The following is a 16,203-nucleotide window of genomic DNA, read 5'->3' as shown; positions in this document are numbered from 1 at the left end:
GCTCCAGCCAGCCGCTAGCGAAGGACAGCAAGGATCGCGATGCCCTCCACTACGAACGCCTCTTCCGGTCGCCAGTCCGGCAAGAAGAAGGGGCGCCGAGCCCGACTGCTCGTGATCGTCCTCGTGTTGGCCGTCGTCGCGGGCATCGGGTACGGGGCCTACTGGGGCGTCGACAGCGTGCGCGCGTCCTTGCCGCAGACCACGGGCTCGGTCCGGCTCGACGGGCTCGACGGGCCCGTGCAGGTCAAACGGGACGGTTACGGGATCCCGCAGATCTACGCGTCCTCGGACGAGGACCTGTTCATGGCGCAGGGCTTCGTGCAGGCGCAGGACCGGTTCTACGAGATGGACGTGCGCCGTCATACGACCTCCGGGCGGCTCTCCGAGATGTTCGGCAAGGGGCAGGTCAAGACCGATGAGTTCCTGCGCACCCTGGGCTGGCACCGGGTGGCGCAGCGGGAGTACGACTCCAAGTTGTCGCCCTCGACGAAGAAGTACCTCCAGGCGTACTCCAAGGGGGTCAACTCCTACCTGGCCGGCAAGAGCGGCAAGGCGATCTCCGCCGAGTACGTGGCGCTCGGCTTCGAGAACGACTACAAGCCGCAGAAGTGGTCGCCGGTCGACTCCGTCGCGTGGCTGAAGGCGATGGCCTGGGACCTGCGCGGCAACATGCAGGACGAGATCGACCGCTCCCTGATGACGAGCCGCCTCAGCGCGAAGCAGATCAAGGACCTCTACCCCGAGTACCCGTACGGCCGGAACAAGCCGATCGTGCAGGAGGGCGCCTACAACAGCGCCACGGGCACGTACGACACCGCGGCGTCGGGCACGCAGACGCAGAGCGGCACCGGCGGGGCGGCGGGCACCGGCCTGGCGGGCGGCGCGGCGGCCCCCAGCGGCCTCCAGAGCCAGCTGGGCGGTCTGGCCGACGTCCTGGACCAGATCCCCGACTCCGCGGGCCTGGGGCCCAACGGGAACGGCATCGGCTCCAACTCGTGGGTGGTCTCCGGTGACCACACCATCACCGGTGAGCCGCTGCTCGCCAACGACCCGCACCTGGCGCCGCAACTGCCGTCCGTCTGGTACCAGATGGGGCTGCACTGCACGAGCGTCTCGGCGAAGTGCCAGTACGACGTGACGGGTTACACCTTCGCGGGCATGCCGGGCGTGGTCATCGGCCACAACCAGAACATCTCCTGGGGCCTGACCAACTCGGGCGCCGACGTGACCGACCTCTACCTGGAGCGGTTCAACGGCGACGGCTACCTGTACGACGACAAGACGGTGCGCTTCAAGACGCGCGAGGAAGTCATCAAGGTCGCCGGCGGCAAGTCCAAGACGATCACCGTCCGCGAGACCAACAACGGCCCGCTGCTGTCGGACCGCAACGACGAGCTCGTCAAGGTCGGCAAGAAGGCTCCGGTGGGCACCACGGCGCCGGACCGCGGCGACGGCTACGGCATCGCGCTGCGCTGGACCGCGCTCGACCCCGGCAACACCATGGACGCCGTCTTCGAGATCGACAGGGCGAAGAACTGGACCGAGTTCCGCGAGGCGGCCGCCGACTTCCAGGTGCCCTCGCAGAACCTGACGTACGCGGATGTCGAGGGCCACATCGGCTACCAGATGCCCGGGCGCATCCCGATCCGCAGCAAGGGCGACGACGGCTCACTGCCGTCGCCGGGCTGGGACTCCGACTACGAGTGGACCGGCTACATCGACCAGGACGAACTGCCCTACGAGTTCGACCCCGAGCGCGGCTACATCGTGACCGCCAACCAGGCCGTGGTCGGCAAGGACTACCCCTACACGCTCACCACGGACTGGGGATACGGCACCCGCAGCCAGCGGATCACCGATCTCATCAAGTCGAAGATCGACGGTGGCGGGAAGATCTCCACCGACGACATGCGCACCATGCAGATGGACAACAGCAGCGAGATCGCCAAGCTGCTCGTGCCGAGGCTGCTGAAGATCGACGTCAAGGACAGTTACGTCCGTGAGGCGCAGCAGCTCCTGGAGAACTGGGACTACACCCAGAACCCGGACTCGGCCGCGGCCGCGTACTTCAACTCCGTGTGGCGCAACATCCTGAAGCTCGCCTTCGGCAACAAGCTGCCCAAGGAGCTGCGGGTCGAGGGCCAGTGCCTGAGCGTCACGCCGGTCGACAACACCGGCCCGGCCGACGAGGACCGCAAGGTCCGCGAGTGCGGCCAGCGGGACGCGCACACGGCCCAGCCGGACGGCGGCGACCGCTGGTTCGAGGTCGTGCGCAAGATCATCAACGATGAGAAGAACGACTGGTGGAAGACGCCGGGCAACCGCAACAACGACCCCACCACCACCCGTGACCAGCTCCTCAAGCGCGCCATGAAGGACGCGCGCTGGGACCTCACGGCCAAGCTCGGCAAGGACATCGACACCTGGAGCTGGGGCCGGCTGCACAAGCTGGAGCTGAAGAACCAGACCCTCGGCACCGAGGGCCCGGGCTGGCTCCAGTACGTACTGAACCGTGGCCCCTGGAAGCTCGGCGGCGGCGAGGCGGCCGTCAACGCGACCGGCTGGAACGCGGCGGGCGGCTACGGCGTCGACTGGGTTCCGTCGATGCGCATGGTGGTCAACCTGAAGGACCTCGACAAGTCCAGGTGGATCAACCTCACGGGCGCCTCGGGCCACACCTACAGCGCCCACTACACGGACCAGACCGACAAGTGGGTCAAGGGCGAGCTGCTCCCGTGGAACTTCACGGAGAAGGCCGTCGGGGCCGACACCTCGGACACGCTGGTCCTGAAGCCGTAGGGCAGTAGGTAGACAGAAGCAGCGATACCGGATGGGGCCTCACGCGCGCGTGAGGCCCCATCCGCTTGTCGGCGTCTCCTAGGTGAAGCGACGCGCCCCGGACGGCGTCACCACGGCGTGCACCGCCTTGTCGTGCGCCTCCTCCGGGACGTGCGGGACGACTTCGGCGTCGTAGAGCAGCACGACGAGGGCGGGGTGCGCACCGGCCGCTTCGAGACGCGCGAGGACCCGGTCGTACGAGCCGCCGCCCCGGCCGAGCCGCATCCCGCGCGCGTCCACGGCGAGCCCGGGCAGCAGGACGACGTCGGCGGCCGTCACGGCGTCGGGGCCGAGCCGCTCGCCGCCCGGCTCCAACAGGGCCATCTTTCCCGGGTGCTGGACGCGGACGAGCGAGGAGGCTCCCTCGTAGGCCCCCCAGTCCAGGTCGTTGTCGGGCAGCAGCACCGGCAGCAGGACCCGCGTCCCGCGCGCGCGGAGGGCGTCCAGGAGGGCCGCGGTCCCCGGCTCGCCGCCGACGGAGACGTACGCCGCGACGGTGCGGGCGCTCGCCAGCTCCGCGAGCTCGAAGGCCCGCTCGGCGAGAACCGTTTCCGTCTCCCGTACGTCATTCACCGGCAACGTGTTTCTCACCGTGAGGAACCTTCGCCGCAATGTGCGCTTGTCAGGGTGGGTGCCTTGGGCGTCGTCCGGGTGCCGGCTCATAGCTGGCTCACAAATCTCTCCTTGTCCACGCATATATGTGCCAACAAAGCGGACCCACAGATTCCGCCCATAGGTGCCGGATAGGGTGACGGACATGAATGACTCGCACACCAGGATCACCAAGGCTGTCATCCCTGCCGCAGGACTCGGTACCCGGTTCCTGCCGGCCACGAAAGCGACTCCCAAGGAGATGCTTCCGGTGGTGGACAAGCCGGCGATCCAGTACGTGGTCGAAGAGGCCGCGTCGGCGGGTCTCGACGACGTACTGATGATCACGGGCCGCAACAAGCGGCCGCTGGAGGACCACTTCGACCGCAACTACGAGTTGGAGTCGGCCCTGCAGAAGAAGGGCGACGCGGCCCGTCTCGCCAAGGTGCAGGAGTCGAGCGACCTGGCGACCATGCACTACGTGCGCCAGGGCGACCCCAAGGGCCTTGGCCACGCGGTGCTGTGCGCGGCCCCGCACGTCGGCGACGAGCCCTTCGCAGTCCTCCTCGGCGACGACCTGATCGACCCGCGCGACCCGCTGCTCGCGCGCATGGTCGAGGTGCAGGAGCGGCACGGCGGCAGCGTCGTCGCCCTCATGGAGGTCGAGCCCTCGCAGATCCACCTCTACGGCTGCGCCGCCGTCCAGGCCACGGAGGAGGGTGACGTCGTCAAGGTCACGGATCTGGTGGAGAAGCCGGAGGTGGCGGACGCGCCGTCGCATTACGCGGTCATCGGGCGGTACGTCCTCGACCCGGCCGTCTTCGGGATACTCCGCCGGACCGAGCCGGGCCGCGGCGGCGAGATCCAGCTCACCGACGCCCTCCAGCAGCTGGCCGCCGACGAGAAGATCGGCGGCCCGGTCCACGGCGTCGTCTTCAAGGGCCGCCGCTATGACACCGGCGACCGAGGCGACTATCTGCGTGCCATTGTCAGACTCGCGTGCGAACGTGAGGACCTGGGCCCGGACTTCCGTGCCTGGCTTCGCAGTTACGTCACCGAGGAGATGTAGCACCTTGAGCAGCGCGACCACCTCGTCCACCGCCGGCCAGCAGCAGCTGTGGTCGGTGGACGAGCATCTGGAGGACATCCTCAGCACCGTCCGGCCGCTGGAGCCCATCGAGCTCCAGCTCCTCGACGCCCAGGGCTGTGTGCTCGTCGAGGACGTGACGGTGCCGGTCTCGCTGCCGCCGTTCGACAACAGCTCGATGGACGGGTACGCGGTGCGCGTCGCCGACGTCACCGGCGCGAGCGAGGAGTACCCGGCCGTGCTGACGGTCATCGGCGACGTCGCGGCGGGCCAGGTCGAACAGCCCACCGTCGGCCCCGGCCAGGCCGCCCGCATCATGACCGGCGCCCCCCTGCCGCCCGGCGCCGAGGCCGTCGTCCCCGTCGAGTGGACCGACGGCGGGCTCGGCGCGGGCCCCGTCACCTCGATGCCCGCCCACTCCAGCGCCCCCGAGGGCGCCTCGGGCGAGGTCCGCGTCCACCGCCCCGCCGAGGCACGCGCGCACGTCCGCGCGCAGGGCAGCGACGTCCAGGCCGGCGACCGCGCCCTCACCACCGGCACGGTCCTCGGCCCGCCGCAGATCGCCCTGCTCGCCGCGATCGGCCGCGGCACGGTACGGGTGCGCCCGCGCCCGCGCGTGGTCGTCGTCTCCACCGGCAGCGAACTCGTCCAGCCGGGCGAGCAGTTGCGCCGGGGCCAGATCTACGACTCCAACAGCTTCGCCCTCACGGCCGCGGCCCGGGACGCCGGAGCCATCGCCTACCGGGTCGGCGCCGTCGCCGACGACGCCGAGACGCTCCGCTCCACCATCGAGGACCAGCTCATCCGCGCCGACCTCGTCGTCACGACGGGCGGCGTCAGCGTGGGCGCGTACGACGTCGTGAAGGAGGCCCTCTCCTCGATCGGCGACCCGGACGAGGAGGGCGGCATCGGCGCGGGCAGCGGCGTCGAGTTCCGCAAGCTCGCCATGCAGCCCGGCAAGCCGCAGGGCTTCGGCTCCGTCGGCCCCGACCACACCCCGCTGCTCGCCCTGCCGGGCAACCCGGTCTCCAGCTACGTCTCCTTCGAGCTCTTCGTCCGGCCGGCGATCCGGGCCCTCATGGGCCTGCCCGACGCCTGCGTGCACCGCCCCACCGCGCGCGCGGTGCTCACCGCCGACAAGGCGCTGACCTCGCCGGACGGCCGCCGCCAGTTCCTGCGGGGCAGTTACGACGCCGAGAAGGGCGAAGTCGCCCCCGTCGGCGGCTCCGGATCGCACCTGATCGCGGCGCTCGCCCACGCGGACGCGCTGATCGTCGTGGGCGAGGACGTGACGTCGGTGGCGCCCGGCACGGAGGTCGACGTGGTCCTGCTGGGCTGACCGGGCCGAGCGCCGGGAGCCCGCGATACCGTGTCGCGCACAACCAGTCCGGCGCGCCGCACCGCGCACGGCTCGCATCGGGAGCGCCACAGCACCATGAGCACTTCGCAGGACCGACTCACCCACATCGACGAGGCGGGCGCCGCCCGCATGGTCGACGTCTCGCAGAAGGACGTCACCGCGCGCACCGCCCGCGCCAGCGGCCGCGTCCTCGTCTCGCCGCGCGTGGTCGAACTGCTGCGCGGCGAGGGCATGCCCAAGGGCGACGCCCTGGCGACGGCCCGCATCGCCGGGATCATGGGGGCCAAGCGCACCCCCGACCTGATCCCGCTCTGCCACCCGCTGGCCGTCTCCGGCGTGACACTGGACCTGTCGGTGGCGGACGACGCGGTGGAGATCCTCGCCACGGTGAGGACCACGGAACGCACGGGCGTCGAGATGGAGGCCCTCACGGCGGTCTCGGTCGCCGCGCTCACCGTCGTCGACATGGTCAAGGCGGTCGACAAGGGGGCGGTCATCACGGACGTCCGCGTCGAGGAGAAGACGGGCGGCAAGTCGGGGGACTGGAACCGCGGAGCCCGGGCATGACCGCGGCAGCCGGGGCCCGCCCCTACCGCGCCCTCGTCGTCACCGCCTCCAACCGGGCCGCCGCCGGCGTCTACGAGGACAAGGGCGGCCCGCTGATCGTCGCGGGGCTGGCGAAGATGGGCTTCGACGTGGAGGGCCCCCAGGTCGTGCCGGACGGCGACCCCGTGGAGTCCGCTCTGCGGGCCGCGGCCGAGGCGGCGTACGACGTCGTCGTCACCACCGGCGGCACCGGCATCTCGCCCACCGACCGCACGCCCGAGGCGACGGCCCGCGTCATCGACCACGAGGTGCCGGGCATCCCCGAGGCGATCCGCGCGTACGGGCGGCAGCACGTGCCCACCGCCGCGCTCTCGCGTGGCCTCGCCGGGGTCGCGGGCCGGACACTGATCGTGAACCTGCCGGGTTCGAGCGGTGGCGTACGGGACGGCCTCGCCGTCCTGGAGCCGTTGCTGACCCACGCCGTCGACCAGCTCCGCGGCGGCGACCATCCGAGACCCGATGCCCACGCCGCAGGGGGTGCGCACTGAACAGCTCGTCCTGGCCCGTCGTCCTGACGGAGGGCGATGTCGTCCTCCGGCCCATAAGGCTGCGCGACCAGCGCGCCTGGCGCGAGGTCAACCGCCGCAACCGCGACTGGCTGCGTCCCTGGGAGGCGACGATCCCGCCGCCCACCCCGACCGGCCCCATCGCCCACCGCCCCACGTACCGGCAGATGGTGCGCCATCTGCGCTCGGAGGCGAACGCGGGCCGCATGCTGCCCTTCGTCATCGAGTACCAGGGCCGTCTCGTGGGCCAGTTGACGGTCGCCGGGATCACCTGGGGTTCGATGTGCTCGGGCCACGTCGGCTACTGGGTGGACCAGGAGGTGGCCGGGCGCGGGGTGATGCCCACGGCTGTCGCGCTCGCCGTCGACCACTGCTTCCGCACGGTGGGCCTGCACCGCATCGAGGTCTGTATTCGCCCGGAGAACGGGCCGAGCCGCAGGGTCGTGGAGAAACTCGGATTCCGCGAGGAGGGCCTGCGGCCACGGTATCTTCACATCGACGGCGGCTGGCGGGATCATCTCGTCTTCGCCCTCACCGCCGAAGAGGTCCCCGAGGGCCTCCTCCGGCGCAGGCGGCGCGGGCGCCGGGGCAACGCCGCAGGTCCGGGCGCTTCCAACGCCATCGATCCCGGGGCACCCTCGAAATAAAATAAATGTTCGAAATTGATCGGCGGGCGACCGCGGGAGCCATTGAATTCGCACCCCGGTCGGCCAGTTGATCGCACCAGTCGCAAAAAATGCTCGAAATATCAGCCAGATCGTGCGACACACCGGCCCAATTGGCGGATGGCTCCGCGCAAACCCCTCTACGGTGTGAGGCGTGAGCAGCAGCGGCCTCATCTATGCAGTCATCGTCGGGGCCTGGGCCGCCTACTTGGTGCCGATGTGGCTCCGTAGGCAGGACGAGCTGAACGAAGCCCGTCCGACGGAACGCTTCAGCACCGCCATCCGGCTTCTGTCCGGACGGGCGGGTATGGAGCGCCGGTACGCCAAGGACCTGCAGGCGCGCTCGCCGGAGACGGACGAGCGGCGCGGCACCCCGGCCGACCCGGACGCGGCCACCGACGTGGTGGACGCCCGGGACTTCGTCGCGCCCCGGGCGAGCGAGCGCACGCCCCCGGAGCCCGCCCGCGAGCCCCGCCGGGCACCCGAACCGGAACCGGTGCCGGAACCCGCGCCCCCCGCCAAGCCCCGCCCGCCGCGCCCCACTTCCGCCGCCTCCGCCGAGGCGCTGGCCCGCGCCCGGCGCACCAAGGTCCTCGCGCGCCGCCGCCGCACGACCGTGCTGCTCTTCGTCGCCTTCTCGGCCGGCGCGATCGTCGCCGGGGTCGGCGGCATCGCGTTCCTGTGGGCGCCCGCGGCGCCCGCCCTGCTGCTCAGTACCTACATCGTCTATCTGCGGGCCCAGGAGCGACGCCGCTTCGCCTACGTCATGGACCGCCGCCGCGCCGAGATCGCCGCGCAGCGCCTGCGGGAGCGGCAGCCGCGCGGGCGCAGGCCGGCCGCGCAGCACGCCGCCGCCGACGACGCGGAGGAAGGACCGGGCGCCGAACCGGCGACCGGTACCGGGCAGACCTCGCTCGCCGCCGACCGGCGCGCGCTCGTCGAGCAGACCGACCACGCGGAGTGGGTCGACCAGCAGCGTGAGCGGCAGCGCCGCCCCGGGCCCGGCGAGAGCTGGGACCCGATCCCCGTGCCGCTGCCCACCTATGTGACCGCCCCGGTCGCCCCGCGGGCCGGCGGGAACATCGACTACGGCGCCCCCGAGACCTGGAGCGCCGCCCGCTCGTCCGCGGCGGAACAGGCCGAGCCGGAGCCGCCGCAGGAGCAGGCCGCCGACGACGGGCGCAGCGACGCCCGCCGGGCGGCCTCCGCCCGGCGCTCCCGCGAGCGCGGCCGTACCCCGCTGTTCGACCAGTACGACGTCGGCGCCGCCGGTACCGACGGGCGGCCGCGGGCAGCCAACGAGTGACCCGGCTGACCAGCCAGGGAGCGGATTTCCAAGCACCCCGATCGGGATGCTAGAGTTTCACTCGTTGCAAGGGCCTGTGGCGCAGTCTGGTAGCGCACCTCGTTCGCATCGAGGGGGTCTGGGGTTCAAATCCCCACAGGTCCACCGCAATTGAGAACCCCGCCGGGTGACCGGCGGGGTTCTTGCTTTGCTGTCCGGCGCGCGCCCCGGGGGCGGGCTCCGGACAGCGGTGCCTACAGCGGCTTGGCGTAGCAGCGGCTCAGCTCCTCGAAGCGGTAGAGGCCGAACTTGGCGCACGGCTCGTAGCCGCTCGAGGTGTAGAGCGCTATCGCCTCCGGCTGCTTCGTCCCCGTCTCCAGCACCATGCGGGTGCGGCCCGCGGTGCGGGCGTCGGCCTCCAGGGCCGCGAGGATCCGGCGGGCCAGACCCAGGCCGCGCGCCTCCGGGGTGACGTACATGCGCTTGAGTTCGGCGTCGCCGTCCGCGTACCCCTCCTCGTTCTCGTCCTGGGCGCGCCAGCCGCCCGTCGCGAGGGGCGTGCCCGCCGCGTCGTACGCGATCAGGTACCGGCCCGCCGGCGGGGTGAACATCGTCGGGTCGAGCGGTGTGACATCGCCCTCGTCGCCGTAGCGCTCCGCGTATTCGAGCTGGACGCGGTCGTTCAGTGCCACCGCGTCCGCGTGGTCGAAGGAGACGGGTCGCAGGGTGATCGCGGTGGTCGAAACGGGTTGGATAGTTATGCGAATAATCGTATCTCTATGCTTCGGGTGCGGTTGACGCGTCAAGTGTGCCGGTACGGTGGCCCGGTGCTGACAGTGACCACCGTGAATGTGAACGGGCTTCGCGCCGCCTCCAGGAAGGGCTTCGTGGAGTGGCTCGCCGGGACCTCCGCCGACGTGCTCTGCCTCCAGGAAGTGCGCGCCGAGCCCGAGCAGCTGCCCGCCGAGGTGCGCGCGCCGGAGGGCTGGCACGTCGTGCACGCCCCGGCCGGTGCCAAGGGGCGGGCCGGGGTCTCCCTCTATACGCGGCGCGCGCCGGAGCGGGTGCGGATCGGCTTCGGCTCCGCCGAGTTCGACGGCAGCGGCCGGTACGTGGAGGTCGACCTGCCGGGCGTCGTCGTCGCCAGCCTCTACCTGCCCTCCGGCGAGGTCGGGACCGAGCGGCAGGACGAGAAGATCCGCTTCATGGCCGAGTTCCTGGAGTACCTGAAGGCACTGCGTGTGCGGGCCGCCGCCGAGGGCCGCGAGGTCGTCGTCTGCGGCGACTGGAACATCGCCCACGCCGAGGCCGACCTCAAGAACTGGAAGGGCAACAAGAAGAACTCCGGCTTCCTCCCCGAGGAGCGGGAGTGGCTGAGCCGGGTCCTCGAGGCGACGGACGGCGGTTACGTCGACGTCGTGCGGGCGCTGCACCCGGAGGCCGAGGGGCCGTACTCGTGGTGGTCGTACCGGGGGCGGGCCTTCGACAACGACACGGGGTGGCGGATCGACCTCCTGGTGGCGACCCCCGGGCTCGCCGGGCGCGCGGTGAAGGGGTTCGTGGAGCGGGCGGCCAGTCATGGGGAGCGCTGGTCGGACCACGCCCCGGTGACGGTGGTCTTCGCGTAGTCACGGAGTTCGCCGGGGGGCTTACGTCCCGTCCGGCGGCATGGCACATTTTGGTCGCGTACATGATGAATCCGGGGTCGGCTGTCCGTCGTACGGGGGGAACTCATGTCTGAGGCGTCGCACGTCCTGTCCCGGCGCGGTCTGCTCTCCGGGGCCGTGGCCGCCGGGCTCGGGGCCGCTGTCGGAGCGGGCGGGCGGGGGGCGGCGGCCGGTGGACGGCTGCCGCCCGTGCTCCTCACCGAGCAGGCGAGCAAGCGGCTGCTCGTACTCGATCCGGCGGCCGCTCCGTGGGATCCGGCGGCCGGGCCCGAGGCGGTGCGGTGGGCGTTCACGCCCGTAGGGGACGACCGGTACCGGGACCTCGCGCCCGAGGCCAGCTGGGTCTACCCGAGCGAGGCGAAGGTGCGGCGGCACAGGGGGCGGACGCTCGTGCTGACCACGGCGTCGTTCGGGTTCGTGGGCGTGGTGGAGCATCCGACGGGGCGCAGGTACTGGGGTACGGCCATCGGGCCGGGGGACGATCTGTTCAACCCGCACACCGCCGAGATCCTCCCCGACGGGAACGTGGCCGTCGCGTGCAGCACCGGGGCCAGGGTGCGGCTGTACGCCGCGTCGCTCGGGCCGCGCTCCTCCCGGTTCACGGAGGCCGAGCTGAAGGGGGCGCACGGGCTGCACTGGGACCGGGAGCGCCGGGTGCTGTGGGCGATGGGCGACGACGAGCTGGTCGCGTTCGAGGTGGCGGGGTCGGCGGCGCGGCCGCGGCTCGTGCGGCGGTTCGCCGATCCGCTGCCGGTCGCCGTGCCGGGCAGGTCCGCGGGCGGGCACGATCTGTTCCCGGTCGCCGGGCGGCCCGGGCGGCTGTGGGTGTCGACCAGTGCGTCCGTCTTCCAGTTCGAGACGCGCGGCCGGACGTTCGGGCAGGATTTCGCGGGCGCCGGGGAGATCGTCCGCAAGGGCGTGAAGTGCGTCGGGGACGATCCGCGTACCGGCCGGGTCGTCACCACGGTGCCCGAGCCGGGGCTCGGGGAGAGCTGGTGGACGACGACCGTGAGCGTGCACCGGCCGCCGGGCGCGTACGAGCTGGTCGGCGGCGGGATCTACAAGGCCCGCTGGTGGCTGCCGGTCTGATCCCCGCTCAGGGGGCGGCGGAGCCGAGCTTGCGGTCCAGGGCCATCGACAGTTCGGCCTCGACCACCGACTTGGCCAGCGGGCGCAGGCGCTGGACGTCCTTCTCGGTGCCGTGCGCGAGGATCAGTTCGGTGAAGAGAGTGGCCATGGCGTCGGCGTGCTCGCGGACGCGGCTCGCCGCCCCGAGGACCTCGGCCAGCGGGATGCCCTCGCGGACCAGGGCCGCCGAGACCTCCAGGAGGCGGCGGCTGATGTGCACGATCTCCTCGCCGTCGGTGCCCAGGTAGCCGAGGTCCAGGGCGGCCTGGAGGTTCTCGGGGGTCACCTCGCCGGCGAAGTGGTCGGCCAGTTCCGTCGGGGTGAGGCGGACCGGGGTCTCCTCGCTGGGTTCGCCGAGGCCGAGGAGTTCACCGACGTCGCGGCCGCGGTCGAAGGCCTCGGAGAGTTCGGCGATGCCGTTGAGGGTGTGGCCGCGGTCCAGGAGCGCGGCGATCGTGCGCAGGCGGGTCAGGTGCGTCTCGTCGTACCAGGCGATGCGGCCCTCACGGCGGGGCGGCTTGATCAGGCCGCGTTCGCGGTAGAAGCGCACGGTGCGCACGGTGATGCCGGCCGCCTTCGCCAGCTCAGCCATGCGGAACTCGCGGACTTCGCCGTACTCGCCGCCCCTGCCGTCCGGGTCCGTTGCTTCTGTCGCCACGCGGGAAGCCTATGCCGTACTGGGGGTAACTTTCCTCGGCCCGACCCCTACCCATCAGTACGGTGCTGCTCTACGCTCCCCATTACGCCAGTGTTCACTGGCAGAGTCGCGCGGCAAGGGAGGCGCCGGGATGGCCGAGCAGGAACACGAGCACGTACGGGTGGCGGTGATCGGATCCGGCTTCGGCGGGCTGGGCGCGGCGGTCAGGCTGCGCCGCGAGGGCATCGGCGACTTCGTCGTCCTGGAGCGGGCCGGTGCGGTCGGCGGCACCTGGCGCGACAACAGCTATCCGGGGTGTGCCTGCGACGTGCCGTCCCACCTGTACTCCTTCTCGTTCGCGCCGAACCCGGACTGGCCGCGCACCTTCTCGGGGCAGGAGCGCATCCGGGAGTACCTGGAACACGTCGCCGACACCTTCGGGCTGCGGTCGCACATCCGCCTCGACTCCGAGGTGACGGAGGTGCGCTGGGACAACGAGCGGCTGTGGTGGGAGGTCGACACCGCGCGCGGGACGCTCACCGCCGATGTCGTCGTCTCCGCCACCGGGCCGCTCTCCGACCCCAAGACGCCGGACATCCCGGGCATCGCCACCTTCCCCGGCAAGGTCTTCCACTCGGCGCGCTGGGACCACGACTTCGATCTGCGCGGCAAGCGCGTCGCCGTGATCGGCACCGGCGCCTCCGCCATCCAGATCGTGCCCGCCATCCAGAAGGAGGTCGGCCGGCTCACCCTCTTCCAGCGCACGCCTCCCTGGGTCATGCCGCGCGCCGACCGGGCGATCACCAGGGCCGAGCGCTGGCTGCACCGGCAGCTGCCCTTCACCACGCAGGCGCGGCGCGGACTCCTGTGGGGGATACGGGAGTTGCAGGTCCAGGCGTTCACCAAGCGCCCCAACGAACTGGGCATGGTCGAGCAGCTCGCCAAGCGCAATATGCACCGGGCGATCAAGGACCCTGGCCTGCGGGCCAAGCTCACCCCCGACTACCGCATCGGCTGCAAGCGGATCCTGCTCTCCAACACCTATTACCCGGCGCTCGCCCAGCCCAATGTCGACGTCGTGGCGTCGGGCCTGAGCGAGATCCGCGGCAACACCCTGGTGGCCGCCGACGGCAGCGAGGCCGAGGTGGACGCCATCGTCTTCGGCACCGGGTTCCACGTCACCGACATGCCGATCGCGCAGCGCGTCATCGGCGCGGACGGTGTCAGCCTGGCCGAGAGCTGGAAGGGCGGGATGGCCGCCCTGCGCGGGGCCACCGCCGCCGGGTTCCCGAACTTCATGACGGTCATCGGGCCCAACACCGGGCTCGGCAACTCCTCGATGATCCTGATGATCGAGGCTCAGCTGAACTATCTGGCCGACTACATGCGCCAGTTGGACGTGCTGGGCGGCCGCGTCGCCCTCACCCCGCGCGAGAGCGCCGTCGTGGGCTGGAACAACCGCGTGCAGGACCGGATGAAGCGCACGGTGTGGAACACCGGCGGCTGCAACAGCTGGTACCTCGACGAGAACGGCGTCAACACGACCGTCTGGCCCGGCACCACCACCGAGTTCCGGCAGGCCACACGCCATGTGGACGTCGGGGAGTACGAGGTGGTCCGCGCCCCCGCCGGGGCGCCGGACCGCGCGGCCGGGGGATCGACGAAGAAGGCCGAGGTGAGCGCCGCATGAGCCGTACGACGCATATGAGGACCGGGCCGTTCGCGCCGCCCGTCGCCGCCCGTGAACTGACCGTCGTCTCGGCGGACGGATCGCGGCTGCACATCGAGGTGCACGGTCCCGAGCACGCGCCCGCCGTGGTGCTCTCCCACGGGTGGACCTGCTCGACGGCCTTCTGGGCCGCGCAGATCCGCGCCCTGGCCACCGGCCACCGGGTGATCGTCTACGACCAGCGCGGTCACGGCCGCTCGCCCGCCGCCACACGCCTGCCGTACACCGCGGACATGCTCGCCGACGACCTGGAGGCGGTGCTCGGCGCGACGCTCGCGCCGCGGGAGCGGGCGGTGCTCGTCGGGCACTCCATGGGCGGCATGACGATGATGGCCGCCGCCGCGCGGCCCGCCTTCAAGGAGCACGCCGCGGCCGTCCTGCTGTGCAGCACCGGCAGTTCGCGGCTGGTCGCGGAGGCCACGGTGGTGCCGCTGCTGGTCGCGGGCGCGCTGCGGACGCGGGTCACCCGGTCGATCCTCGGCTCGAAGGCGCCGCTCGGTCCTGTCACACCGCTCGGCAAGCGGATCCTGCGCTTCGCGACCATGGGGCCGGGCGCGTCACCGGCCCAGGTCGAGGCGTGCGCGCGGATCGTGCACGCGTGTCCGCGCGCCGTACGGCACGGCTGGTCGCACGTCCTGAAGACGCTCGACATGGACGAGGCCCTGCGGGAGCTGACGCTGCCGGTGGCCGTGCTCGGCGGGACCGCCGACCGGCTCACGCCCGTCGTGCACGCCCGGCGGATCGCCGCCGCGCTGCCGGAGTGCGTGGGCCTCACCGAGCTGCGGGGCCTCGGACACATGACACCCATCGAGGCGCCGGAGACCGTCACGGAGAAGATCCGCGAACTGGCCGGCACCTACCTGAACACACCATCGCAGTCGGAGAAGGGGGCGGACGTCGCATGAGCAGGGTCAGTCTTGAGGGTCAGGTCGCGGTCATCACGGGGGCGGCGCGCGGAGTCGGTGAGCTGCTCGCCCGCAAGCTGTCGGCGCGCGGCGCGAAGATCGCGCTGGTCGGCCTGGAGCCGGACGAGCTGAAGCAGGTCGCGGGCCGGCTGCACGCCGACGCCGACTGGTGGCACGCCGACGTCACGGACCACGAGGCGATGGCACGGGTCGCCGCCGAGGTGAAGGAGCGGTTCGGGAAGGTCGACATCGTCGTCGCCAACGCCGGTGTCGCCACGGGCGGCCCGTTCGTCGACTCGGACCCGGTCGCCTGGCGCCGCGTCATCGAGGTCAACCTCATCGGCTCCGCCGTGACGGCCCGCGCCTTCCTGCCCGTCCTGATGGAGTCGCGCGGCTACCTGCTCCAGGTCGCCTCGCTCGCCGCGATCACGCCCGCGCCGATGATGAGCGCGTACTGCGCGTCCAAGTCGGGCGTGGAGGCGTACGCGCACAGCCTGCGCGCCGAGGTCGGCTACAAGGGCGTACGGGTCGGCGTCGGCTATCTCTCCTGGACCGACACCGACATGGTGCGCGGCGCCGACCAGGACGACGTGATGCGCGAGCTGCGCCAGCGGCTGCCGTGGCCGTCGAACAAGACGTATCCGCTGGGCCCGGCCGTCGACCGGCTCGTGGTGGGCATCGAGCGGCGGGCGTCGCACGTGTACGCGCAGTGGTGGCTGCGGGGCATGCAGGGCATCCGCGGTTATCTGCCCGCGATCATCGGGTCCGTGGGGCAGCGGGAGATGCGGCGGTTCGAGCCGCGGCTCGGCAGCGTGTCGCGGGGTCTGGTGGGTGCGGGCGGCGCCGCCGACGAGACGGCACGTACGCGCTGACCTGCGCTTTCGCCCCACCGCCACGGTCCGTTATTGATCGAAATGCGCGGAAACTCCCGGCGTGTCAATCTGGTCGAGCCCCACCCCCCCCCAACCCACACCGGGAGTGAACACAGCATGGGCATCATGGACCAGTTCAAGGACAAGGGCGAAGAGCTCTCCAGCAAGGCCAAGGACCGCGCGAGCGGTGCCAAGGACGAGGCGAGCGAGCGCGGCTCGCAGGGTCAGGACCAGCTCCGCGAGCGCGGCTCGCAGGGCCGCGACCGGGCCCAGGACGCCGCCCAGGAGCAGCAGGACAAGTTCAACCAGGACTACGACTCCTGACGC

The 16,203-nt window shown here is 71.6% G+C and carries 16 protein-coding genes and 1 tRNA gene; 14 read left to right on the top strand and 3 right to left on the bottom strand.

Annotation, left to right across the window (positions count from 1 at the left end):
• Positions 1-39: 39 nt before the first annotated feature.
• Positions 40-2,799 (top strand): penicillin acylase family protein, encoded by a 2,760-nt coding sequence (locus tag ACZ45E_RS19475; protein ID WP_468222182.1) that lies wholly within the window; start codon positions 40-42, stop codon positions 2,797-2,799.
• Between the two features lie 78 nt (positions 2,800-2,877).
• Here the strand turns inward: ACZ45E_RS19475 and ACZ45E_RS19470 are convergent, their stop codons facing one another.
• On the bottom strand, positions 2,878-3,501 hold the full coding sequence (locus ACZ45E_RS19470; protein ID WP_468222181.1) for a 5-formyltetrahydrofolate cyclo-ligase: 624 nt from the start codon (positions 3,499-3,501) through the stop codon (positions 2,878-2,880).
• 94 nt (positions 3,502-3,595) lie between these two features.
• Here ACZ45E_RS19470 and galU point away from each other — a divergent pair, with 94 nt between their 5' ends.
• The 7 genes from galU (at position 3,596) to ACZ45E_RS19435 (ending at position 9,103) form a co-directional block, all read left to right on the top strand.
• Positions 3,596-4,498: a UTP--glucose-1-phosphate uridylyltransferase GalU gene (gene galU / locus ACZ45E_RS19465; protein ID WP_468222179.1), complete on the top strand. Its 903-nt coding sequence runs from the start codon at positions 3,596-3,598 to the stop codon at positions 4,496-4,498.
• 4 nt (positions 4,499-4,502) lie between these two features.
• Entirely contained in the window at positions 4,503-5,855 is a 1,353-nt protein-coding gene (glp, locus tag ACZ45E_RS19460; RefSeq protein WP_468222178.1) for a molybdotransferase-like divisome protein Glp, read from the top strand.
• 96 nt (positions 5,856-5,951) lie between these two features.
• Positions 5,952-6,443: a cyclic pyranopterin monophosphate synthase MoaC gene (gene moaC, locus ACZ45E_RS19455; RefSeq protein ID WP_468222177.1), complete on the top strand. Its 492-nt coding sequence runs from the start codon at positions 5,952-5,954 to the stop codon at positions 6,441-6,443.
• Complete coding sequence (locus tag ACZ45E_RS19450; protein ID WP_468222175.1) at positions 6,440-6,970, top strand: MogA/MoaB family molybdenum cofactor biosynthesis protein; 531 nt, start codon at positions 6,440-6,442, stop codon at positions 6,968-6,970. The genes moaC and ACZ45E_RS19450 overlap by 4 nt, the downstream gene beginning before the upstream one ends.
• Positions 6,967-7,635, top strand: coding sequence for a GNAT family N-acetyltransferase (locus ACZ45E_RS19445; RefSeq protein ID WP_468222336.1), 669 nt, complete (start codon positions 6,967-6,969; stop codon positions 7,633-7,635). The genes ACZ45E_RS19450 and ACZ45E_RS19445 overlap by 4 nt, the downstream gene beginning before the upstream one ends.
• Positions 7,636-7,807: 172 nt before the next feature.
• Positions 7,808-8,959 carry a divisome protein SepX/GlpR gene (gene sepX, locus ACZ45E_RS19440; protein WP_468222174.1) on the top strand — a complete coding sequence of 384 codons (1,152 nt, stop codon included), beginning with the start codon at positions 7,808-7,810 and terminating at the stop codon, positions 8,957-8,959.
• A 70-nt stretch (positions 8,960-9,029) separates the two neighbouring features.
• Positions 9,030-9,103, top strand: a tRNA-Ala gene (locus ACZ45E_RS19435).
• A gap of 89 nt (positions 9,104-9,192) precedes the next feature.
• Here ACZ45E_RS19435 and ACZ45E_RS19430 read toward each other — a convergent pair.
• Complete coding sequence (locus ACZ45E_RS19430; protein ID WP_468222334.1) at positions 9,193-9,699, bottom strand: GNAT family N-acetyltransferase; 507 nt, start codon at positions 9,697-9,699, stop codon at positions 9,193-9,195.
• Positions 9,700-9,744: 45 nt separating this feature from the next.
• Here ACZ45E_RS19430 and xth point away from each other — a divergent pair, with 45 nt between their 5' ends.
• Positions 9,745-10,566 (top strand): exodeoxyribonuclease III, encoded by an 822-nt coding sequence (gene xth / locus ACZ45E_RS19425; protein ID WP_468222333.1) that lies wholly within the window; start codon positions 9,745-9,747, stop codon positions 10,564-10,566.
• Between the two features lie 105 nt (positions 10,567-10,671).
• Complete coding sequence (locus ACZ45E_RS19420; protein ID WP_468222173.1) at positions 10,672-11,694, top strand: DUF6528 family protein; 1,023 nt, start codon at positions 10,672-10,674, stop codon at positions 11,692-11,694.
• Between the two features lie 7 nt (positions 11,695-11,701).
• Here the strand turns inward: ACZ45E_RS19420 and ACZ45E_RS19415 are convergent, their stop codons facing one another.
• On the bottom strand, positions 11,702-12,325 hold the full coding sequence (locus ACZ45E_RS19415; RefSeq protein WP_468222331.1) for a MerR family transcriptional regulator: 624 nt from the start codon (positions 12,323-12,325) through the stop codon (positions 11,702-11,704).
• Between the two features lie 196 nt (positions 12,326-12,521).
• Between ACZ45E_RS19415 and ACZ45E_RS19410 the strand changes: the two genes are divergently transcribed.
• The 4 genes from ACZ45E_RS19410 (at position 12,522) to ACZ45E_RS19395 (ending at position 16,200) form a co-directional block, all read left to right on the top strand.
• A complete protein-coding gene (locus tag ACZ45E_RS19410; RefSeq protein ID WP_468222172.1) occupies positions 12,522-14,060 on the top strand; it encodes a flavin-containing monooxygenase in 1,539 nt (512 codons plus the stop codon).
• On the top strand, positions 14,057-15,004 hold the full coding sequence (locus ACZ45E_RS19405; protein ID WP_468222171.1) for an alpha/beta fold hydrolase: 948 nt from the start codon (positions 14,057-14,059) through the stop codon (positions 15,002-15,004). Before ACZ45E_RS19410 ends, ACZ45E_RS19405 begins: the two co-directional genes overlap by 4 nt.
• Entirely contained in the window at positions 15,001-15,876 is an 876-nt protein-coding gene (locus ACZ45E_RS19400; RefSeq protein WP_468222170.1) for an SDR family oxidoreductase, read from the top strand. The genes ACZ45E_RS19405 and ACZ45E_RS19400 overlap by 4 nt, the downstream gene beginning before the upstream one ends.
• Before the next feature lie 126 nt (positions 15,877-16,002).
• Positions 16,003-16,200 (top strand): hypothetical protein, encoded by a 198-nt coding sequence (locus ACZ45E_RS19395; RefSeq protein WP_468222169.1) that lies wholly within the window; start codon positions 16,003-16,005, stop codon positions 16,198-16,200.
• The last annotated feature ends 3 nt before the right edge of the window (positions 16,201-16,203 follow it).

Source organism: Streptomyces sp. NPDC030991 (assembly GCF_055571235.1).
Note: the sequence above shows the minus strand (reverse complement) of the source record. Positions and strands in the feature narration are given on the sequence as shown.